18 protein-coding genes are annotated in these 21,884 nt (G+C 71.3%); 11 read left to right on the forward strand and 7 right to left on the reverse strand.

All coding sequences use genetic code 11. From position 1 onward, the window contains the following. Positions 1 to 104: 104 nt before the first annotated feature. The gene (locus VJR25_RS16080) at positions 105 to 590 is read right to left on the reverse strand and encodes a hypothetical protein (RefSeq protein ID WP_324116845.1); all 486 of its coding nucleotides are present in this window, start codon (positions 588 to 590) and stop codon (positions 105 to 107) included. Positions 591 to 763: 173 nt separating this feature from the next. Here VJR25_RS16080 and VJR25_RS16085 point away from each other — a divergent pair, with 173 nt between their 5' ends. From VJR25_RS16085 to VJR25_RS16095, 3 genes are all read left to right on the forward strand, one after another. Then, positions 764 to 1,138 carry a VOC family protein gene (locus VJR25_RS16085; RefSeq protein WP_324116847.1) on the forward strand — a complete coding sequence of 125 codons (375 nt, stop codon included), beginning with the start codon at positions 764 to 766 and terminating at the stop codon, positions 1,136 to 1,138. Between the two features lie 186 nt (positions 1,139 to 1,324). Continuing rightward, positions 1,325 to 1,735: an ArsR/SmtB family transcription factor gene (locus VJR25_RS16090; protein WP_414683807.1), complete on the forward strand. Its 411-nt coding sequence runs from the start codon at positions 1,325 to 1,327 to the stop codon at positions 1,733 to 1,735. After that, a complete protein-coding gene (locus VJR25_RS16095; protein ID WP_324116848.1) occupies positions 1,732 to 3,405 on the forward strand; it encodes a SulP family inorganic anion transporter in 1,674 nt (557 codons plus the stop codon). The genes VJR25_RS16090 and VJR25_RS16095 overlap by 4 nt, the downstream gene beginning before the upstream one ends. A gap of 8 nt (positions 3,406 to 3,413) precedes the next feature. Here the strand turns inward: VJR25_RS16095 and VJR25_RS16100 are convergent, their stop codons facing one another. Then, on the reverse strand, positions 3,414 to 3,674 hold the full coding sequence (locus tag VJR25_RS16100; protein ID WP_324116850.1) for a hypothetical protein: 261 nt from the start codon (positions 3,672 to 3,674) through the stop codon (positions 3,414 to 3,416). 252 nt (positions 3,675 to 3,926) lie between these two features. Between VJR25_RS16100 and VJR25_RS16105 the strand changes: the two genes are divergently transcribed. The 4 genes from VJR25_RS16105 to VJR25_RS16120 all read left to right on the forward strand — a co-directional run bounded on the left by VJR25_RS16105 (position 3,927) and on the right by VJR25_RS16120 (position 11,487). Further along, complete coding sequence (locus tag VJR25_RS16105; RefSeq protein WP_324116871.1) at positions 3,927 to 8,675, forward strand: ATP-dependent helicase; 4,749 nt, start codon at positions 3,927 to 3,929, stop codon at positions 8,673 to 8,675. Positions 8,676 to 8,723: 48 nt separating this feature from the next. Beyond that, positions 8,724 to 9,578: a DNA-formamidopyrimidine glycosylase family protein gene (locus VJR25_RS16110; RefSeq protein ID WP_324116851.1), complete on the forward strand. Its 855-nt coding sequence runs from the start codon at positions 8,724 to 8,726 to the stop codon at positions 9,576 to 9,578. Between the two features lie 122 nt (positions 9,579 to 9,700). Beyond that, positions 9,701 to 11,149 carry an FAD-dependent oxidoreductase gene (locus VJR25_RS16115; protein WP_324116853.1) on the forward strand — a complete coding sequence of 483 codons (1,449 nt, stop codon included), beginning with the start codon at positions 9,701 to 9,703 and terminating at the stop codon, positions 11,147 to 11,149. After that, entirely contained in the window at positions 11,146 to 11,487 is a 342-nt protein-coding gene (locus tag VJR25_RS16120; protein WP_324116855.1) for a cupin domain-containing protein, read from the forward strand. Before VJR25_RS16115 ends, VJR25_RS16120 begins: the two co-directional genes overlap by 4 nt. A gap of 126 nt (positions 11,488 to 11,613) precedes the next feature. Here the strand turns inward: VJR25_RS16120 and VJR25_RS16125 are convergent, their stop codons facing one another. From VJR25_RS16125 to VJR25_RS16135, 3 genes are all read right to left on the reverse strand, one after another. After that, positions 11,614 to 12,333, reverse strand: a complete 720-nt coding sequence (locus VJR25_RS16125) for an aspartate/glutamate racemase family protein (protein WP_324116857.1) — start codon at positions 12,331 to 12,333, stop codon at positions 11,614 to 11,616. Between the two features lie 26 nt (positions 12,334 to 12,359). Further along, positions 12,360 to 13,805 (reverse strand): NCS1 family nucleobase:cation symporter-1, encoded by a 1,446-nt coding sequence (locus VJR25_RS16130; RefSeq protein WP_324116873.1) that lies wholly within the window; start codon positions 13,803 to 13,805, stop codon positions 12,360 to 12,362. A 333-nt stretch (positions 13,806 to 14,138) separates the two neighbouring features. Then, positions 14,139 to 15,779, reverse strand: coding sequence for a PucR family transcriptional regulator (locus VJR25_RS16135; RefSeq protein WP_324116858.1), 1,641 nt, complete (start codon positions 15,777 to 15,779; stop codon positions 14,139 to 14,141). A gap of 89 nt (positions 15,780 to 15,868) precedes the next feature. Here VJR25_RS16135 and VJR25_RS16140 point away from each other — a divergent pair, with 89 nt between their 5' ends. The 3 genes from VJR25_RS16140 (at position 15,869) to VJR25_RS16150 (ending at position 19,415) form a co-directional block, all read left to right on the forward strand. Further along, positions 15,869 to 17,383: a CoA-acylating methylmalonate-semialdehyde dehydrogenase gene (locus VJR25_RS16140; protein WP_324116859.1), complete on the forward strand. Its 1,515-nt coding sequence runs from the start codon at positions 15,869 to 15,871 to the stop codon at positions 17,381 to 17,383. Between the two features lie 130 nt (positions 17,384 to 17,513). Then, positions 17,514 to 18,920: an aspartate aminotransferase family protein gene (locus VJR25_RS16145; protein ID WP_414683808.1), complete on the forward strand. Its 1,407-nt coding sequence runs from the start codon at positions 17,514 to 17,516 to the stop codon at positions 18,918 to 18,920. Between the two features lie 87 nt (positions 18,921 to 19,007). Next, entirely contained in the window at positions 19,008 to 19,415 is a 408-nt protein-coding gene (locus tag VJR25_RS16150) for a transferase (RefSeq protein ID WP_324116861.1), read from the forward strand. Between the two features lie 124 nt (positions 19,416 to 19,539). Here the strand turns inward: VJR25_RS16150 and VJR25_RS16155 are convergent, their stop codons facing one another. Then, positions 19,540 to 19,923 (reverse strand): DUF1304 domain-containing protein, encoded by a 384-nt coding sequence (locus tag VJR25_RS16155; RefSeq protein WP_324116863.1) that lies wholly within the window; start codon positions 19,921 to 19,923, stop codon positions 19,540 to 19,542. Between the two features lie 48 nt (positions 19,924 to 19,971). Between VJR25_RS16155 and VJR25_RS16160 the strand changes: the two genes are divergently transcribed. Continuing rightward, entirely contained in the window at positions 19,972 to 20,724 is a 753-nt protein-coding gene (locus VJR25_RS16160) for a LysR family substrate-binding domain-containing protein (protein WP_324116865.1), read from the forward strand. 174 nt (positions 20,725 to 20,898) lie between these two features. Here the strand turns inward: VJR25_RS16160 and VJR25_RS16165 are convergent. Then, on the reverse strand, positions 20,899 to 21,884 hold a 986-nt coding region (locus VJR25_RS16165; protein ID WP_324116867.1), incomplete at its 5' end, for a CHAT domain-containing protein.

The raw sequence follows: 21,884 nt of genomic DNA on the forward strand, positions 1-21,884 counted from the left end.
TGCGACGGCGAGTGCGGTCAGCAGCACGCACAGGGTGATCCAGTGGGTGCGCACGCGGGCGCGGCGGACGGCGGGCCGCACGCTGCGCCGGGTCTCGGTGCGGCTCACGGGTGCGGCGGTGGCGTGTGCCGCGGGGCGGAGCCGCTCTTGCCCGGGGAGGTCGGGATCGGGCTCGGCGTCACAAGCCCGGTGCCCGGCACGGTGGGGCTCGGGCTCGCAGTGGGCGTGGGCAGCGGTGTCGCCGAGGGCGACGGACTCGAGGACGCCGAGGAGCGGGTGGTCGAGACGACGCGCTCGGTGACCGGATCGGCCGGCGCGGAGGAGCGGGGTCCGGATGCCGGGGTGTGCGCGCGGCCCGAGGGCGTGGGCGTCGAGGCGGGCGCCGAGACTCCCGGACCGCCGGGCTGCGAGAGCAACGGCGAGACGATGGTCGGCACGCCGAGGAGCGATACGACGACGAGCACGACATACGCGGCCGCGAGCAGCGCGGCGAGAGACAGCGCGATCTTCACGCGGCGCAGGCGTCGCCCGCTGCCGTCGACGAAGACCGGCGTGATGGCACGGGTACGACTGCGAAGGGTAGGGGTCATGAGGTGGGAGACCCGGACGATCGGGGGCGCGTCCGTTGGGGGGCGTGGTCTCGGTCTTGGATGCTATTCCACCCACCTGAAACGAAGCTCCGAACCTCGTGCACGCACCCGGCCGGAGCCTCCCCGCCCGTTGTCGGAGGCCGGTCCTACCATGCGGATGGAAGGGAGCCATCATGGCGAATGACGTGAACTACTTCGAGTTCGGATCCCCGGATCCCGAGGGGACGAGGTCCTTCTACGGGGGCCTGTTCGGGTGGGCGTTCGCGGAGCCGGCGATGCCGGCCCGCTACAGCATGATCGAGCAGGATCGCGGCGGGCTGCAGGACACGACCGAGATGGGCGGCGCGAACTGGGCGATCTTCTACGTCCAGGTCGACGACGTGCAGGCGGTGCTCGACCAGGCGCAGCAGATGGGCGCGACCGTAGCGGTCCCGCTCGTGGACAACGGGCGCATCCACTTCGCGCACCTCGTCGACCCGCAGGGCAACCGCTTCGGCATCTGGCGTCCGACCGGCGTCGCCGGCGAGCAGTCCAGCCCGGCCGAGTAGCTGGGCCTGCGGCATCCCGCCCGCGCCGCGGCACCCGCCCGCGCCGCGGCACCCGCACCGGTTCAAGGGTCACGTTCTGCCGGTCGCACCAGCAGAACGTGACCCTTGAGCAGCGGGGAGACGCCGGAGTGCGTCGACATCGGCGATATGATGGATTCATCAATCCACCAACCCGATGAGGTCGCCGTGTTCTCGGATCCCAACCGCCCCCTGTACGAGGTGAAGGCCGGGCTGTTCAAGGGGCTCGCGCACCCGATCCGCATCCGCATCCTCGAGGTGCTCTCCCTGTCCCCCGAGGTCTCCGTCTCGGAGCTCATCGAGGCGACCGGGCTCGAGGCATCCCACCTGTCGCAGCACCTCGCCGTGCTGCGACGCAACCGGCTCGTCGCGGCCGACCGCCGCGCAAGCCAGGTGTTCTACCGCCTCGCGTATCCCCAGGTGGCGGACCTGCTCCGCGTCGCCCGCACACTGCTCGGCGAGATCCTCGCCACGACGCAGCAGCAGCTCGTCGAGCAGGCGGGGCTGCCGGCGATTCCGGATGCCCCCGTGCCGACCGTGCCCGCGACACGCCTGACGGCCGAATCAGCGTCCGCATGAACACCCCGACCCCGGATGCCGCGACCCGCCGCACCGCCTGGGGGTACGTCCGCAGCCTGCTGCCGGCGGCATCCGACTACCGGGACCTGCGTCGCACGTGGCGCGGCGACCTGCTGGCGGGACTCACCGTCGGCATCGTCGCCCTGCCGCTCGCCCTCGCGTTCGGCGTGAGCTCCGGCGCGGGCGCCGAGAGCGGCCTCATCACCGCGATCGTCGCCGGAGTCGTCGCGGCGGTTTTCGGCGGCTCGAACGTTCAGGTCTCGGGACCGACCGGCGCCATGGTCGTGGTGCTCGGGCCGATCATCGCCGCGCACGGCACGGGCGTTCTCGCGATCGTGTGCGTGATGGCGGGACTCATCGTGCTCGCGGCGGGCGCCCTGCGACTCGGACGCGCGGTGACCTACATCCCGTGGCCGGTGATCGAGGGATTCGCCCTCGGCATCGCGGTCATCATCTTCCTGCAGCAGGTGCCCGCCGCCGTGGGAACCCGGCCCGGGCGGAGCCCCAACGCGTTCGTCGCCGCCGTGGAGTCCCTGGCGGGGGTGCGCTGGCCGCAGGTCGCGCTCACCCTGGGCATCGTCGCCCTCGTCGCGGCGGTCATGCTCCTCACCCCGCGACTGCACCCGCGGTTCCCCGGCTCGATCGTCGCGATCGCCGTCGCGGCCCTCCTGTCCTGGGCGCTGCACCTGCCGGTCACCACGATCGGCGCGCTGCCGGCGGGGCTGCCCGCGCCTGTGCTCCCGTCGGCGGCCTTGCCCGTGCTCGGCGGCCTCGTGGGTCCCGCGATCGCGGTGGCGGCTCTCGCCGCCATCGAATCCCTGCTGTCGGCGCGGGTCGCGGCATCCATCTCCGACACCGGTCCGTACGACGCCGACCGCGAGCTCGTCGGGCAGGGTCTCGCGTCCGTCGTCGCGGGGCTGTTCGGCGGGATGCCCGCCACCGGAGCGATCGCGCGCACCGCCGTGAACGTCCGCTCCGGCGGACGCACCCGCCTCGCCGCGGTCGTCCACGCACTTGCGCTGCTGCTCATCGTGTCGGCCGGCGCGGTAGTGGTCGGAACCATCCCGCTCGCGGCGCTGTCCGGTGTGCTGATGGTCACCGCGTGCCGCATGATCTCGATCGCGACGGTGCGCAGCGTCGTCGGGTCCACCCGCACCGATGCCGTCGTGTTCATCGTCACAGCCGTCGTGACCGTCAGTGTCGACCTCATCTACGCGGTGCTGATCGGAATCGCCGTCGCGGCGTTCTTCGCGCTGCGCACCCTCGCCCGTTCGGCCGGCGTGCACCGCGAGGAGCTGCCCGGGCACGCGCAGGCCGGCGACGAGCGCATCGCGCTGTTCCGGCTGGACGGCGCCCTGTTCTTCGGTGCGGCCGAGCGCGTGATCGAACGGGTCGGCGAGATCCGGGACGCCGAGGTCGTGATCCTGCGGATGTCGCAGCTGCAGGTGCTGGATGCCACGGGCGCGCAGGTGATCGGCGAACTGATCCACGGGCTCGAGCGGCGCGGCGTGACCGTGCTGATCAAGGGCATCCAGACCCGGCACATGCGGCTCGCCGAGCGCGTCGGCGTGATCGCCGCGCTGCGTCACAGCAACCATCTCTTCGATGCGCTCGAGCCCGCGGTGGAGCATGCGCGCAGCCACGTGCTGCGCGCCGCTCCCCGCGGCTGACCGCCGCCCTACTCGGTCTCGCGGACGGGCTGCACCGGATCGCTGTCCGACCGGTCGAAGTAGTACTTGACGCGCTTCTCGCCGTCGAGGGTCTGCTGTTCGCCGGCGACGTACCAGAACGTCGATTCGAGCCCCTGCACGGCGGCGAACGCCGCAATGCGCGGCTCGATCCGTCCGCCGCTCAGGATCCGCCGGTCATCGGTGCCCGCGAGAGGGCCGTCGACGTATTCGACGATGTATTCCCGCTGCGGGGTGGTCGTGCCTGTCACACCTGACTCCTCACGCTTGGGTGCGGGCCGGATGTCCGGCCCGCGTCGGACGGACGGCCGGAATGCCCGGCCGTCACGCGGATCAGGTCTCACTCGCATTCTCCCACGCGCCCGCCCACCCGGCACGGATCGGCTCGAGGAACCCATGGAATGCGCATGTGATGCACAGTGGCATCCCACACATTCGGCGATCTCGGCGCCCGGTTCGGGTACCCGGATGCCGATGTCGGAACCCGTCGGCATGATAGTGGGGTGGGTGACGTGCTCGACATGTTCGGCCCCGCGACCAGGGAGTGGTTCCGCGGGGCATTCACCGCGCCCACCGACGCGCAGCGCGGCGCCTGGACGGCGATCTCGGCCGGCAAGCACGCCCTCGTGGTCGCCCCCACCGGGTCGGGCAAGACGCTGTCGGCGTTCCTCTGGGCGATCGATCGCGTGTTCCACGAGAAGGCCGGCGAGAGGCAGCCGGATGCCGGCCGCGGGGGCGGGCCGAAGGGCACCACTCGCATCCTCTACGTGTCGCCGCTGAAGGCGCTCGGCGTCGACGTCGAGCGCAACCTCCGCTCCCCCCTGGTGGGCATCGGCCAGCAGGCCCGGCGCCTCGGCATCCACCTGCCCGGCCTGACGGTCGGCGTGCGCTCCGGCGACACCACGTCGTCCGATCGGCGCAAGCTGGTGGCGTCGCCGCCCGACATCCTCATCACGACTCCCGAATCGCTGTACCTCATGCTCACGAGCCGCGCCGGCGAGACCCTGCGCGACGTGCACACCGTGATCGTCGACGAAGTGCACGCGGTCGCCGCCACAAAGCGCGGGGCGCATCTGGCGGTCACTCTCGAACGCCTCGATGCGCTGCGACGTTCGCTCGTGCCGGATGCCGCCCCGGCGCAGCGCATCGGGCTCTCCGCGACCGTACGGCCCATCGATGAGGTCGCGTCGTTCCTGGGCGGGGCGGCGCCGGTGGAGATCGTGGCGCCGCGGGCGTCGAAGACGTTCGACATGCGCGTCGTGGTGCCGATCGACGACCTGTCGAATCCGCCACCCGCCCCCAGCGCGTACCAGAGCGCGCCCGAGCCCGTCGCCGAGGGCGACGAGCAGGGCGAGGCCAACTGGTTCGATCCGCCGGAGACCACCGAGATGACCGGGTCGGTGTGGCCGCACGTCGAAGAGGCCATCGTCGACCGCGTGCTGCAGAACAGCTCGACCATCGTGTTCGCGAACTCGCGGCGCCTCGCCGAGCGCCTCACCGGCCGGCTCAACGAGATCTACGCCGAGCGGATCGGTCTCGAGCTCGCCGACGAGACCGTGCCCGTCCCGGTCGTTGAGCGAGGAGCTAAGCGACGAGACGAGACGCAGCATGCGGGGGCGACCGCCGGCGCGCCCCCGGTGCTCGCCAAGGCCCACCACGGGTCCGTGTCGAAGGAGCAGCGCGCGCAGGTCGAAGAGGAGCTGAAGTCCGGCATCCTGCGCTGCGTCGTGGCGACCTCCAGCCTCGAGCTCGGCATCGACATGGGCGCCGTCGACCTCGTCATCCAGGTCGAGGCCCCGCCGTCGGCGGCGTCCGGCCTGCAGCGCATCGGCCGTGCCGGGCACCAGGTCGGCGAGGTGAGCCGCGCTGCCCTGTTCCCGAAGCACCGTTCCGATGTGCTGCACACCGCGGTCGTCACCGAGCGCATGCTGGCCGGGCAGATCGAGGCGATCCGGGTGCCGCAGAATCCGCTCGACATCCTCGCGCAGCAGACGGTCGCGGCGGCCGCACTGGCGCCCATCGACGTCGAGGACTGGTTCGAGACGGTGCGACGCTCGGCGCCGTTCCGCACGCTGCCGCGCTCCGCGTTCGAGGCGACGCTCGACCTCATCGCGGGACGATTCCCGTCCGACGAGTTCGCCGAGCTTCGTCCGCGTGTGGTGTGGGACCGGGATGCCGGAACGCTCACCGGCCGACCGGGGGCGCAGCGCATCGCCGTCACGAGCGGCGGCACCATCCCCGACCGCGGGCTGTTCGGCGTGTTCGCGATCGGCGAGGGGCCGGGCGCCCGGGTCGGCGAGCTCGACGAGGAGATGGTCTACGAGTCCCGGGTGAACGACGTGTTCACGCTCGGCACCACGAGCTGGCGCATCGTCGAGATCACCCACGACCGCGTCAACGTGGTGCCGGCGTTCGGGCAGCCGGGCAAGGTGCCGTTCTGGCACGGCGACGGCATCGGCCGCCCGGCGGAGCTCGGCGAGGCGCTCGGCCGATTCAGTCGCGAGGTGTCCGCCGCCGCGCCGCCCGAGGCGCGCGACCGGCTGGCGGCCGGGGGCCTGGACGAGTACGCCACCGACAATCTGCTCGCCTACCTGGCCGAGCAGAAGGATGCCACCGGCTCCCTCCCCACCGATCGCAGCCTCACCGTGGAGCGCGGCCGCGACGAGGTGGGCGACTGGCGCGTCATCCTGCACTCGCCGTACGGCATGCCCGTGCACGCACCCTGGGCGCTCGCGGTGAACGCGCGGATCCGCGAGCGGCTGGGCGTCGAGGGCTCCGCGGTCGCCAGCGACGACGGGATCATCGCCCGCATCCCTGATGCCGAGGCGGAACCGCCGGGTGCCGAGCTGTTCGTGTTCGACGCCGACGAGCTCGAGCAGATCGTGACCGACGAGGTGGGCGGGTCGGCGCTGTTCGCCTCCCGGTTCCGGGAGTGCTCGGCCCGTGCGCTGCTGATGCCCCGCTTGAATCCCGGGCGACGCAGTCCGCTGTGGCAGCAGCGGCAGCGTGCCGCGCAGCTGCTGGAGGTCGCGCGCCGGCATCCGACGTTCCCCATCATCCTCGAGACCCTGCGCGAGGTGCTGCAGGATGTCTACGACGTGCCCGCACTGCTGCGGATCACGAGGCAGATCGCCGACCGGCGCATCCGGCTCGTCGAGACCACCCCGGCGCAGCCGTCTCCGTACGCCCGCGATCTGCTGTTCGGCTACGTCGGCGCGTTCATGTACGAGGGCGACTCGCCGCTCGCGGAGCGCCGCGCCGCCGCACTGTCGGTCGACCCGGCGCTGCTCTCGGAGCTGCTCGGCAAGGTCGAGATGCGGGAGCTCCTCGATCCCGACATCATCGCCCAGTTCGAAGCCGAAGCGCAGCGGCTGGCGCCCGACCGCCGCGCGCGCGGACTCGAGGGGGTCGCCGATCTGCTGCGCATGCTCGGACCGCTCGACGCCGCCGAGATCGCCGCCCGCCTCGAGCAGCCCGATGCCCCCGACCCCCGGTCGTCGAGCGAGCGGAGCGAGACGAAACGCATCGCCCTCACCGAGGCGCTCGCGCACGCGGAGACGCTCGTCGCGACCCGCCGGGCCATCACCGTCACGATCGCCGGCGTCCCGCGCTACGCCGCGATCGAGGATGCCGCCCGCCTGCGCGACGCCCTCGGGGTCGCACTCCCCGTCGGGCTGCCGACGGCGTTCCTCGAGCCGGTCGCGGATCCGCTCGCCGACCTGTTCGCGCGACATGCCCGCACGCACGGGCCGTTCCGCGCATCGGATGCCGCAGCCCGGTTCGGCGTCGGGGTCTCCGTCGCCCGGCTCACCCTGCAGCGGCTCGAGCAGCAGGGCCGGGTGACGAGCGGCTTCTTCCTGCCGGCCGAGTCCACGACCCGAGGGCCGGGTGCTCCCGACCCCGACGAGCGGGAGTGGTGCGACACCGCCGCGCTGCGCCGCATCCGCCTGCGCTCGCTCGCCGCGATCCGCGGCAGCGTGGAGCCCGTCGAGCCTGCCGCGTTCGCCCGTTTCCTGCCGAGCTGGCAGCACCTCGTGCATCCCCTCGAGGGGATCGACGGCGTGCTGTCCGTCGTCGAGCAGCTCGCCGGGGTGCCCCTGCCGGCGAGCTCCTGGGAGTCGCTCATCCTGCCCAGCCGGGTCAAGGACTACCAACCCGCGATGCTCGACGAGCTCACCGCCAGCGGAGAGGTCGTCTGGTCGGGGCACGGGGCGCTGCCCGGACGCGACGGCTGGATCGCCCTGCAGCCCGCCGATGCCGCTCCCCTCACCGTTCCCGCGCCCGAGGATGAGCTCACCCCGGGCTCCCTCGAAGCCACGATCGTGCACCACCTCGCCGGCGGCGGCGCGTACTTCGCGTCCCAGCTGCAGCAGCTCACCGGCGCCGGCAGCGAACAGGACGTCGTCGACGCCCTGTGGGCGCTCACCTGGGCCGGGCGGGTCACGAACGACACGCTCGCCCCCATCCGCACGCTGCTGGGCGGCGGGTCGCAGGCGCACCGCGCGGTCCGGCGCACTCCCCGCGCCCGCCTCTACCGCGGCACCCCGCTGAGCGGCACGCGTTCCGCCGCACCACCGCGACCGCCGAGCCTCGGCGGCCGCTGGTCGCTGCTGCCGGAGCCGGAACCCGATGTCGCCGTGCGCGCGACGGCGAACGCGAGCATGCTGCTCGACCGCTACGGCGTCGTCACACGCGGCTCCGTGCAGGCCGAGGGGATGCCGGGCGGGTTCGCCCAGGCGTACCGGATCCTCGCCGGGTTCGAAGAGGCCGGCCACTGCCGCCGCGGGTACGTCATCGAGAAGCTGGGAGCGGCGCAGTTCGCGGCATCCAGCACCGTCGACCGCCTGCGCACGTTCGCGAACCTTCCCGACCCGCCTCCGCGCGAGGCGATCACGCTCGCCGCGACCGACCCCGCGAACCCGTACGGCGCCGCGCTCCCCTGGCCGGCGCAGGAGGGGGGCCACCGCCCCGGTCGCAAAGCGGGCGGCCTCGTCACCCTCGTCGACGGCGCCCTCGTGCTCTACCTGGAGCGCGGCGGCAAGACCGCGCTCGTGTTCACCGCCGACGAGCAGCTGCAGGCCGCCGCCGCGCAGAGCCTCGCGACCACGTGCCGGGCTCGCCGGCTCGAGACCATCACGATCGAGCAGGTCAGCGGGGCGCCGGTGTTCGGCACCGCGCTCGGGCGCGCGCTGCGGGATGCCGGCTTCGTGGAATCGCCGCGCGGGTTCACGCTGCGTCGGACGATCGGCTGAGCGCCGCACCATCGCCCCACGCCGCGCGACATCAGAGGAGGAGAACGGATGCCCGAAGGAGACACCGTCTGGCGCTCCGCGCACCTGCTCGATCGCGCCCTGCGGGGCGGTGTCATCACCCGATTCGACCTGCGCGTCCCCCAGGTCGCGACGGCCGACCTGACCGGCCAGACGGTGCGTGAATCGGTGTCGCGCGGCAAGCACCTGCTGTTGCGCACGAGCGGCGGAAGCACGCTGCACACGCACCTCAAGATGGAGGGCGAGTGGCTCGTGCTGCGGCCCGGCGCCCGCTGGCCGAAGCCGGCGTTCCGCGCCCGGGCGGTCGTGGCGACGGCCACCGCCGAGGCGGTCGGGTTCGATCTCGGACTCGTCGAGCTGCTGCCCGGCACGCCGGAGCACCCCGCCGACGAATCAGCGGCGGTCGGCCACCTCGGCCCGGATCCCCTGAACGACGACCCGTTCGACGCGGCCGCGGCGGCACGCGGCATCCTTCAAGACCCCCGTCCGATCCATGTCGCCCTGCAGGATCAGCGCCACGTCGCCGGGTTCGGCAACGAGTACGCCAACGAGCTGCTCTTCCTGCGCGGCATCCATCCGCGCACCCCGGCGAGCGAGGTGGATGCCGCGAAGCTCATCGACCTCGGCGTCCGCACGATCCGGCTGAACCGGGACCGGCCCGTCCGCTCGTTCACCGGCGACACCCGCCGCGGACGGGGGAACTGGGTGTACGGGCGCGCCCGCCAGCCGTGCCGCCGGTGCGGCACCGTCATCCAGACCGGGATGCTGGGCGCCGATCCGACGCGGGAGCGCACCGTGTTCTGGTGCCCCCACTGCCAGCCGATGCCCGCCGGCACGGGCGACGGCACGGGCGACGGCACGGGCGACGGCACGGACCGTGCATAACTGTACTGCTCAGACGGTCCGTCCGGCATGGACGCGAATCCGGGACACCGGCCCCCTCCCGGCACCCGACCCGGCCGGACGAAGATGGGACGACCCTGAACACGCATCGGAGCTGATTTCCTGTGGGCACCACCGTCTTCGAACGACGTCAACCGGCCGCATCCGTCGTCGACCAGTCCCTGGCGACGACGCGGCACTCGGTCTTCTGGATCGACGACCTTCCCGCGACCCTGCGCCCCGATCGCCCGTCGCTGACCGGTGCGCACCGCGCCGACCTGGTCGTGGTGGGAGCCGGCTACACGGGCCTGTGGACCGCGCTGCTCGAAAAGCAGCGGAACCCCGATGCAACGGTCGTCGTCGTGGAGGCGCAGCGCGTCGGCTGGGCGGCATCCGGACGCAACGGCGGCTTCTGCGAGGCGAGCCTCACCCACGGCCACGAGAACGGCATGGCGCGCTGGCCGAAGGAGATGCACCTGCTGGACCGTCTCGGGCGGCAGAACCTCGACGAGATCGCCGCGACCGAGCGCGAGTACGGCATGGACTTCCAGTTCGAGCGCACCGGGCAGCTGGCGCCGGCGGTCGAAGAGCACCAGGTCGAGTGGCTGAAGGAGTGGGCGGCCGAGGGCGAGGACGGTGTCGTCTTCCTCGATCAGGATGCCGTCCAGGCGTCCGTCCACTCTCCGACCTATCTCGCCGGCGTCTGGGAGAAGGAAGCCTGCGGCATGCTGCACCCGGCTCGCCTCGCCGCCGAGCTCGCCCGCGTCGTCGAGGAGCTCGGCGTCGAGATCTTCGAGCGCTCCCCCGTCATCGCACTCGACACCGCCGGCAAGGGCACCGCGTCCCGCGCACCCGTCACCGTCCGGACGGATGCCGGCAGCGTCGCCGCCTCCCGCGCGGTGCTCGCCACGAACGTGTTCCCGGCGCTCGTCAAGCGCAATCGCCTCATGACCGTGCCGGTGTACGACTACGTGCTCATGACCGCGCCGCTGTCGGCCGAGCAGCTGGCATCCATCGGGTGGGCCGATCGCCAGGGCATCGGCGACATGGCCAACCAGTTCCACTACTACCGGATCACCAAGGACAACCGCATCCTCTTCGGCGGATACGACGCCATCTACCACTACGGCCGCAAGGTCAAGGCGGAGTACGAGAACCGCCCGGAGACGTGGCGCAAGCTGGCAGGCCATTTCTTCACCACGTTCCCGCAGCTCGAGGGCCTGACGTTCACCCACCAGTGGGCGGGGGCGATCGACACGTCCACGCAGTTCACGGCGTTCTTCGGCACCGCCCGCGACCGCCGCGTCGCGTACGCCGCCGGTTTCACCGGCCTCGGCGTCGGTTCGACGCGGTTCGCCGGCAACGTCATGCTGGACCTCCTCGACGGCGTCGAGAACGAGCGCACCGGCCTGGAGATGGTCCGCAAGCGTCCGCTCCCGTTCCCGCCGGAGCCGGCCGCCGCGATGGGCATCAACATGACCCGCTGGTCGCTCGACCGCGCCGACCACGACAAGGGCAGGCGCAACCTGCTGCTGAAGACGCTGGACGCGCTCGGCCTGGGATTCGACTCGTGAACGGCGCAGATCTCATCGAGCCGGCCGGCCTCGAGTTGGCGCACGAGCCGGTCCCCGCCGAGCAGGTCGTGGCGGGCGCTCCGCAGACCGCGTACGTCACGATCGACACGTCGGATGCCGGCGAGATCGGCGTGTGGGAGATGACCGAGGGCGCCATGCGCGACACCGAGGTCAGTGAGGTCTTCGTCGTGATCGCCGGCTCGGCGACGGTCGAGTTCGTCGAGCCCGCCCGCCCGTCCATCGAGCTGGCGCCCGGTTCGGTGGTGCGGCTGGATGCCGGTATGCAGACGATCTGGACGGTCCGCGAGCCCCTCCGCAAGATCTTCATCGAGCGGTAGCGAGCCCCCGGCGGTAGCGCCTCCGCACCCACACCGGTCGTTGAGCGAGCGAAGCGAGCCGAAACGCGACTCCCTCAACAGCAGAGGGAGTCGCGTCTCGGCTCGTTACCGCTCGACCCTGGCGCGTTACCGCGACGGGAAGCCGGTCACGCGCTTCGGGCGCGGCGGGGCGTAGGTGCGCACCTTCGAGGTCTTCAGCCCGAGCTGCACCAGGCCCTCGGCCACGGCCACCGCAGCCTGCACGCCGTCGACGACGGGCACACCGCAGCGCTCCACGACGCGGTCCTTCAGCTCCGCCATTCCGCCGCAGCCGAGCACGATGACCTCGGCCCTGTCCTCCTCGACGGCGCGCTTCGCCTCGGCGACGATCGCCTCGATGGCGCGATCCGGCTCCGACTCGAGCTCGAGCACGCTCATGCCCGAGGAACGCACCGACGCGCACCGGTCGTGCAGGCCGGCGACGATCAGGCGGTCCTCGATGAGCGGCACGGTGCGGTCGAGCGTCGTCACCACGGAGTACGAGCGGCCGAGGTACATCGCGGTGGATGCCGCCGCCTCGGTGATGTCGACCACCGGCACGGTGAGCAGCTCCTGCAGCCCCTCACGGCCGTGCTCGCCGTACCCGGCCTGGATGACGGCGTCGTACTCGCCGTCGTGGCGGACGACCGCATCCATCACCGCGATCGCGGCGAGGTAGCTCTCGAAGTTGCCCTCGCAGGACTCCGCACCGAAGTCGGGCGTGATGGGGACGATCTCGGTGCCCGCGGATGCCACGGCGCGCGCGGCCTCCGCGATGCCCTCGGTCATCGTCTCGGTGGTGTTGACGTTCGCGACGAGAATGCGCATGGGATGTGCTCCTTGTGGGATCCGGGTCAGTGCTTCGGCGTGACGGCGATCTCGTCGCCGTGCTCGTCGCGGAACGGCCCGCGCTTGTCGGCGAGGATGCCGTAGATCACGGCGCCGAGGCCCGCGGCGAGGAACCACGAGAAGTCGCGAACCGAGTCGAACACCGGCAGGAACGTGAACAGCAGCGCGATGACGCCCGAGATGATGAGCGCGGTCACGGCGCGGGGGTTGAAGCCGCGGGTGTAGTGGTACTCACCGGTGGGGCTGTCCGAGTACAGCTCGGGCACGTTGATGCGGGTCTTCTTGACCAGCCAGTAGTCGACCATGATGATGCCGAACAGGGGGCCGAGGAGGGCGCCCAGGCCGCCGAGGAACACGTTGATCACGACGGGCGAGTTGTACATGTTCCACGGGGTCAGCACCAGGCCGATGACGGCGGAGATGAGCGCCGCGCGACGGAAGTTGAGGTGCTTCGGGAACAGGTTGTTCAGCGCGTAGGTCGGGGCGACGAAGTTCGCCATCAGGTTGACCGCGATGGTCAGCGCGATGAGGGCGAGCGAGGCGAGCACCAGCAGGAAGGTGTTCGGGATCGCGGCGACGATGTCGGCGGGCGACGTGATGAGCTTGCCGTGCAGCTTGAAGCTGCCGCCGGTGAGCACCACGACGATGCAGCCGAAGAAGAGCATGTTGACCGGGATGCCCCAGACGTTGCCCTTGACGATGGACCGGCGGGACTTCGCGTTGCGCGTGAAGTCGCAGAAGTTCAGCACGAACGTGCCGTAGATCGAGACCCAGAGGGATGCCGCGCCGAGCATCTTCAGCCACATCTCGGCGCCGGTGGCGGAGGTGGTGGGAGACCAGTCAATCTGGAAGCCGGACTGCACGAGCACCCAGCCGGCGAGGGCGACGAAGGTGGCGAGGATGATCGGGCCGGCGTACGCCTCGTAGTGGCGGATCATCTCCATGCCGTAGCTGACGATGATGACCTGGATGACCCACAGCGCGAGGAAGGTGATCCAGCCGGCGGCCGACAGGCCGAGGAAGGATCCGTGCTGCAGCGCGGCGAAGCCGGGGAAGATCGCGATGATGACGACCTGCAGCACCTGCGAGGCGAGGTAGGTCTGGATGCCGAACCAGGCGATCGCGACGCCGCCGCGGATGACCGCCGGTACCTGCGCGCCGTGGATGCCGAACGAGATGCGGCTCATGACGGGGAACGGCACGCCCGTCTTCTCGCCCATGAAGCCGGAGAGCGTGAGCAGCAGGAAGAGGAACAGGGCTCCGAACGCGAGAGCGCCCAGGATGGCTCCGCCGGAGAGTCCGAGCGAGAACAGCCCGATGGCGAACGCGTAGTTGCCCAGGCTGTGGACGTCGTTGGCCCACAGGGTGAAGATGCTGTAGCCGCTCCAGTGGCGGCCCTTTCGGGTGGTGGGGGCCAGGTCGTTGTTGTACAGACGGGGGCTGATGCCCATCTGCACGGCGAACGTCCCTGACGGGGGGTTGACGAGGTCCTGGTGTTCCAAGCTTGGAACGTGGACGTAGTCCTCGGTCGACATCTATGTCCTCCTCTATCGCGTCTTCGCGATCTCGGATCGTATTTCCACGATGTGATATGCGCTATCCGCGTAGTGATAATTACAGCAGATCCTGTTCGATCTGGCAAGGGTTCGGGCGGACGGATGAACGGGTGGCGTGCGACAACTTTTCCGCTATCCGGTATACCAAATCCACGTCGTGATAATTAGAGCACGTCAAGTGTCGGCGGTCAAGGTCTCCTCGACCGCCGACGTCGTGTGGGATTTGGTCTACCGCCCGGCGGACCGGCGCACCAGCAGGGCGAGGTGCAGCGCGGTCTGCGTCTCGCCGTCGTCGAGGTCGACGCCGAGCAGATCCTCGATGAGCGCGATGCGCTGGTAGAAGACGGAGCGCGACAGGTGCGACGCGGTCGCCGCGGCCGTCCGGTTGGCGGGGTGCGCCAGCATGGCGCCGAGCACGTCGAGCAGGTCGCCCGAGCGGGTGAGGTCGTGCTCGATGAGGGGCGCCAGCATCCGCTCGCCGTGCTCGAGCAGGCGGTGGTCGTCGCGCATGGTGGTGACGAGGCGGATGAGGGGACGATCCTCGACACGGCGCAGCACCGGCCCGCGGCCGTCCGCGCCGGCACGTCCGCGCGCAAGGTCGGTGGCCTCCTGAAGGGAGGCGAGGGCGTCGTCGATTCCGGATGCCGCGGAGCCCACGGACGCCACGGCGCGTTCCGGGTTGGCCGTGCACGCCCGTACGAACGCCGTCGCCGCGTGATCGTCGAGCACCGCGTGAGCGGGCAGCGAGAGCAGCAGGGTCGCCGCGGGACCGGCGACGCCGAGGGGTGCGGAGCCGACGAGCACCCGCCCGCCCGCCTGTTCGCGACCGGCGGCATCCCGCCGCCCGAGCTCCTTCGCCGCGGCGATCGCGAGCTCCGGCTCCACCTGCGCGCGCGAGATCACCATGCCGTACAGCTGCCGTCCGTCGACCGGCAGCCCCGCGGCGGAGAGCCGCACGGCCGCACCGGCGGGGGTCGAATAGCGACCGGCCAGCAGCGCGTCCACGAGCCGGCGACGGCCGATGCGCGCCCACTCGTCGACGGGCGCGGACAGCCGCCCGAACGCGAGCGCGATGGCGCCCTGCTCGAGCACGGCCAGGCGCCCGGCGGGATGCTCCGGACCGGGCAGGGCGATGACGCTCCCCCAGCGGATGCCGCGCGCCTCGACCGGCACGATGAGCCAGTCCCCCTCGGCTCCGCGGCGGTGCGCGGAGCGGGAGCGCAGCTCCCAGTCGGTGAACAGCCCCACCTCGAGGTCCGGCGGCACCTCGGCGGCGACGACCTCGTGCGCGAGGCTCTCCAGCACGACCGGGGAGCCGAGGGTCTGCGCCAGCTGGCGCACGATGTAGTCGGCGGGCGACCCGCGCAGGGCGAGCCCGGTGAAGCGCTCGCGCACCTCGTCCCGGGCGCGGAGCGCAGTCGTCTGCTGCGCGATGATCTGCCGGTGCACCACCTCGGTGAGCTCGACGAACTTCACCTCACGGCCGAGGGTGATGAGGGCCAGCCCGTGCTCCCGTGCGGCGTCGACCACGACCCGCGGCGCCCACCGGTAGTGGGTGCCGAGCTCGAGGATGAGGCCGGCGACACCGACGTCGACGAGTCCGACGATGAAGTCGCGCAGCAGATCGGGGTCGCTCGGCCACCCCGATCCGGTCGACAGCAGCAGCTCACCGCCGCTGAGGAGACGGGCGACGCCGGCGCTGTCCGAGACGTGCACCCACCGCACCGGGGCATCCAGGGCGGCCTCTCCGACGAGCACCTCGGGACGCCCCGCGGCGAGTTCCGGGAGGCGCGCGATGTCGCCCATCGTCAGCGGACCCGCGGTCGGACGATCCGTCCGGCTGAGGTCATCTTCGTGACGATCGGCCATGCTCGGCCCCCTTCGTCGACTGTCACACTTGGAGAAACCAAGCCTAGATGATCGCCACACGATCTGTCCGACTGAGAAGGACGAGCCCTATGAGCAACGACACCACCCGGGTCATTCCGCACTGGATCGACGGCGCCGAGCGTGCCTCCACGAGCGGCCGCACCGCTCCCGTCTACAACCCGGCCACCGGTGCCGTGCAGGCGGAGGTCGCGCTGGCCGACGACGTCGAGATCGCGGATGCCGTCGCCTCGGCCGAGCGCGGATACCGGGTGTGGTCGGACTTCTCCATCGCCAAGCGCCAGGCGGTGATCTTCGCGTTCCGCGAACTGCTGAACGCGCGGCGGGCCGAACTGGCCGCCATCGTCAGCTCGGAGCACGGCAAGGTCCTGTCGGATGCCATGGGCGAGATCGCGCGCGGCATGGAGGTCGTCGAGCTCGCCTGCGGGTTCCCGCACCTCCTGAAGGGCGAGCACTCCGAGAGCGTCTCGACCGGCATCGACGTCTACACGATCAAGCAGCCCCTCGGCGTCGTGGGCATCATCAGCCCGTTCAACTTCCCGGTGATGGTGCCGATGTGGTTCTTCCCGATCGCGATCGCGGCCGGCAACGCCGTGGTCGTGAAGCCGTCCGAGAAGGACCCGTCGGCATCCCTGTGGCTGGCGAAGCTGTGGCAGGAGGCGGGCCTGCCGGACGGTGTGTTCACGGTGCTGCAGGGCGACAAGCAGGCGGTCGACGGTCTGCTCGACAGCCCGGTCGTGCAGTCCATCTCGTTCGTCGGTTCGACCCCGATCGCGCAGTACATCTACGAGAACGCGGCCCGCACCGGCAAGCGGGTGCAGGCGCTCGGCGGCGCCAAGAACCACATGCTGGTGCTGCCGGATGCCGACCTCGACCTCGCCGCGGATGCCGCCGTGAACGCGGGCTACGGCGCCGCGGGCGAGCGGTGCATGGCGATCTCGGTCGTGCTCGCGGTCGAGCCGGTCGCGGACGCTCTCATCGCGAAGGTGACCGAGCGCATCGCGAAGCTCCGCGTGGGCAACGGCTCTTCCACCCCGGAGCCGGACATGGGTCCGCTCATCACGGGTGTGCACCGCGACAAGGTCGCCTCGTACGTGGACATCGCCGAGAAGGACGGCGCCGAGGTCGTCGTCGATGGCCGCGGGTTCCAGGTGGACGGTGCGGAGGGCGGGTTCTTCTTCGGCCCGACCCTGCTCGACAAGGTGCCCACCTCGTCGGCCGCCTACACCGACGAGATCTTCGGGCCCGTTCTCTCCGTCGTGCGCGTGAGCAGCTACGACGAGGGCCTCGACCTCATCAACTCCGGCCGCTACGGCAACGGCACCGCGATCTTCACGAACGACGGGGGAGCCGCCCGCCGGTTCCAGAACGAGGTGCAGGTGGGCATGATCGGCATCAATGTGCCGATCCCGGTGCCGGTCGCCTACCACTCCTTCGGCGGGTGGAAGCAGTCCATGTTCGGCGACGCGAAGGCGTACGGCGTGCACGGCTTCGACTTCTTCACCCGCGAGAAGGCGATCACCAGCCGCTGGCTCGACCCCGCCAAGCACGGCGGCATCAACCTCGGCTTCCCCCAGAACAACTAGACAGCACCCCCCAAATCGGTCGTTGAGCGAGCGAGCGCAGCGAGCGAGACGAAACGCGCACACCCCCACGACATCCGCGTTTCGTCTCGCTTCGCTCGCTCGACGACCGGAGGGCCGTAAGGACGACACCATGACTGACACCCTCAACGCCACGGCGGCGTACACCGACCGCTTCGGCATGACGCACTCCCTGCCCGACGCGGAGGGCGAAGCCGCCGTCCGCGCCGACGACCGCGGCCACGTGTTCCACTCCTGGAGCGCGCAGGCCCTCATCGACCCGATGCCGGTGGCCGCCGGCCGGGGCTCGACGTTCTGGGACTACCAGGGCAACGAGTACCTCGACTTCTCGTCGCAGCTGGTCTACCTGAACCTCGGGCACCAGCATCCGGACCTCGTCGCGGCGATCCAGAACCAGGCCGGGCGCCTCGCCACCATCCAGCCCTCGATGGCCAGCGATGTGCGCGGCGAGCTCGCGCGGCGCATCGCGCAGGTCGCCCCGGGCGACCTCGACAAGGTGTTCTTCACCAACGGCGGGGCGGACGCCAACGAGAACGCGATCCGCATGGCACGCGCCTACACCGGCAAGCGCAAGGTGCTCGCCGCGTACCGCAGCTACCACGGCAACACCACCACCGCGATCACCGCGACCGGTGACCCGCGCCGCTGGGCCAACGAGCCCGGCGACGGCTCGGTGCAGCATTTCTTCGGCCCGTACGCGTACCGCTCGCCGTTCCACTCGTCGAACCCCGTCGAAGAGGCGCAGCGCGCGCTCGAGCACCTCGAGCAGACCATCGTGCTCGAGGGGGCATCGACGATCGCGGCGATCATCCTCGAAACCGTCGTCGGCACCAACGGCGTGCTGGTGCCGCCGCCCGGCTACCTGCAGGGCGTGCGCGACCTCTGCGACACCTACGGCATCGTCTACATCGCCGACGAGGTCATGGTCGGCTTCGGCCGCATCGGGGAATGGTTCGCCGTCAACAGGTTCGGCGTCACCCCTGACCTCATCACGTTCGCGAAGGGCGTGAACTCGGGGTACGTGCCCCTGGGCGGCGTCGTCATCTCGCAGAAGATCGCGGCGCACTTCGACACGGTGTCGTTCCAGGGCGGCCTGACGTACTCGGGCCACCCGCTCGCCTGCGCCGCCGGCGTGGCGACGTTCGAGGTGTTCGAGCGCGACGGCATCCTCGAGCGCGTCCGCGACCTCGGCGAGCGCGTCGTCGCCCCGCGCATGAAGGAGTTCGCCGACAAGCACCCGTCGGTCGGCGACGCCCGCGGCGTCGGGTTCTTCTGGGCGCTCGAGCTCGTGCGCAACCGCGAGACCAAGGAGCAGCTGGTGCCGTTCAACGCGTCGGGTGCGGATGCCGCGCCGATGACCGCGGTGATCGCGGAGTGCAAGCGCCAGGGCGTCTACCCGTTCACGCATTTCAACCGCCTGCAGTTCGCGCCGCCGCTGATCGCCACCGAAGAGGAGCTGCACCGCGGCCTCGACGGGTACGACCGGGCCCTCGACGTCGCGGACACGTACGTGCACTGACCACGCCCGGACGCCGGGTTATACCACCGGACGGCGCCGGGGAATACCCCCTCCAGGGATCCTGTTGTATCGGGTACGGAGGAGATCGTGGGAAAGAACTACGTGGACATCGAGAACGACCAGGGCGAGGCGCTGCGCTACCGCAAGCACGTCAATGGCCGGGGTCTCGTCGCGCACGGAGCCAAGGTTCACCCGACCGCCCTCGTCGAGACCGGAGCGTATGTCGAGCCCGGCGCGCACGTCGCCGCCGGCGCGCACATCGGCACCGGGGCGTGGGTGGAGTCGGATGCCGTCATCGGGCCCGACGCCGACATCCAGGCGCACGCGCACATCGGCCCCGGAGCCGCCATCGGCGCCAAGGCCAAGATCGGGGTGCGCACGCATGTCGGGGACCACGCGATCGTGCAGGCGGGTTCACTGATCGGCGACGACGTCACGATCCATGAGGGCGAGCACGTCGCGACGGATCGTCGCGGCCTGCGGCTCGCTGCCTGAGCCGCGTCGGCAGCTGCGTTTCGTCTCGCTTCGCTCGCTCAACGACCGGGGGATGGTGGGGTGCGCGGCGCGAGCCGGTCGCTCAACGACCGGGGGTGGTGGAGCGTGCGAGCTCCGCGGGCGGTCATGCCAGAAGAAGCAGTACCAGGGCGATGAGCGGGAGCGTGCCCTGCAGCACCGCCGGACGGTGGTACTTGCGGCCGCCCGCGGCCAGCACGAGCGCGGCACCGAGCATGGACGCCAGCCCGGCGAACGCGAGCGTGCGTCCGACCGTGTCGGCGCCGACTGCGACGAGCACGATCCCGAGCCCCGCCATCACCGCGAGGAACAGGTTGTAGAACCCCTGGTTGAACGCCATCGGCTGCAGCAGGTCCGCGGCATCCTGATCCTGCACGGCGAACCGCCGCCAGGTGCCGGGCCGGCGCCAGGTGATGCTCTCCATCACCCAGATGTAGACGTGCAGCAGGGCGGCGAGCGCCGCGAAGACCAGGCCGATGACATCGAGCATGCCGCCAGGCTAGCGGCCCCGCGTGGACGGGCGGGATAGCCTGGACGCATGGCTGGTGCGCGACGGGGTCCGGGACCGGGCCGCCGCCCCTTCGGCGGCCCGACCAAGGGCCGCAAGCCGGCATCCGGCAAGCCGGCGAAGCCCGCGAACAGCAAACCGGCGAACAGCAAGCCGGCCGTGCGTCCGACGGCCGGCGCGCCCGCGGGTCCCCCGCCGGCGGAGACCTTCACGCTCGGCGCGATCCCCGGGGCGACCCCCGGCAAATGGATCGACATCTGGAACGAGCGGATGCCGCAGACCCGCCTCATCCTCGAGCCGATCGAGGTCGCGGGTCAGCGCGCGGCGATCGCCGACGTCGATGCGGCACTGGTGCGCCTGCCCATCGACTCCACGGGACTGCACGTCATCCGCCTGTACGACGAGGTGACGGTCGTGGTGATGCCGGCCGACTCGCATCTGACCGCCGCCGACGAGCTCGATGTCGCAGACCTCGCCGGCGAGGTGCTCATCGTCCCCCGCGACGACGTGATCGGCCTTGCCGTGCCCGGCACCGTCGCCCCCGATTTCGCCGCACCCGAGACCACCGAAGACGCCATCGCGACCGTCGCGGCCGGCGTCGGGATCGTGCTGGTGCCGATGTCGCTGGCACGGCTGCACCACCGGAAGGACGCCGACCACCGTCCGCTGCGCGGGGCCCCCGTCTCGACGGTGGCGCTGGCATGGGATGCCGAGCGCACCACGCCCGAGGTCGAGACCTTCGTCGGGATCGTGCGCGGCCGGACCGGCAATTCCAGCCGCTGACCGCGCACGTCCCGTCGTCCCCCCTGACCGCCCCAGACGGTCGGGCGGGGCCCCACCGGACCAACGGCACCCGTCGCCGCTCCCCATAGTGATCCGTGGGGCCCCGAGGCCGTTCCCCAGTTCAACGTCCTCGACAGCTCAAGAGCACCGGCGCCGGGACCTGATACACGAAGCTCAGAAACCCGAGCCGTACACCTGGAACGGTGCGACGATCCCGGTGTCGCCCGCCGCCTGCGCGAGCGCCTCGGATGCCCCGAGCCCGGCCGCGAGCCCGGTGTGCATGGCGCCGAGCAGTTCGCAGGCGGCGTCGTCGGCGACGATCACCGGCGTCGCGACCACGGCTCGGGCACCGGCGTGCAGCCAGACCCGCGTCATCCCGACGGCCTCCTCGCCCCAGCGCACCGAGGACCGCCCGGCTTCACACGCCGACAGCACCACGACCTCGGGCACGCGCGCGATCTGGTCGACGTCGTAGCCGAACAGCGGCCCGTCGGCGAGTTCGAGGGCGGAGAACATCGGGGTGTCCGCGACGTGCCGCCCGTGCGCCGCGACGTGCAGCACGTCGACGTCGCCGGCGAGCGTCGTCACGGCGGGCACGACCGCGTCCGAGCCGCGCAGCACGCCGACCCGGGCGGAATCGGCTCGCCAGGCGGCGGCCGCGGCATCCACCTCGGCCTCGCCGCGCACGACGTGCGGCCCGCTGACGAGCCCCACCGCGGCATAGTGCTCGGCGGGCCGGATGCGCAGCCAGCGGGAGGCGGACGGGGCGAGGGTGAACACCCGCCCGCGCATGCCCGGCAGCAGCGCCCACGGGATGCCGGAGAGGATGCCGGGCGCGGTCAGCACGATCCGGCGTGCGGTCACGCTGCGCAGCGGCTCGTCGACGATCGCGCGTGAGATCCAGGCGAGCCGCTCGTCGAGGGAGCGCCGCACGACGTGCGCCATGGGACCGGTGACGGTCGCGGCCATGTCGAGGTCGGCGCGCAGGCCGGGGAGGGCGTCTCGCGCCTCGCGGGCGTCCGGCAGGTCGAACAGTCGCGCGCCGCGATCCGTGACCACGAGCGCGGACAGCGCCGAGCCGGAGTAGACGTAGGTGAGCAGAGCCGTGTCGGGGTCGAGTGCGGCGGCCAGTTCCGTGATGTCCGCCCGCTGGTGGATGC

The sequence above is a fragment of the Microbacterium sp. genome (genome assembly GCF_035277845.1).
Taxonomy (GTDB): Bacteria; Actinomycetota; Actinomycetes; order Actinomycetales; family Microbacteriaceae; genus Microbacterium.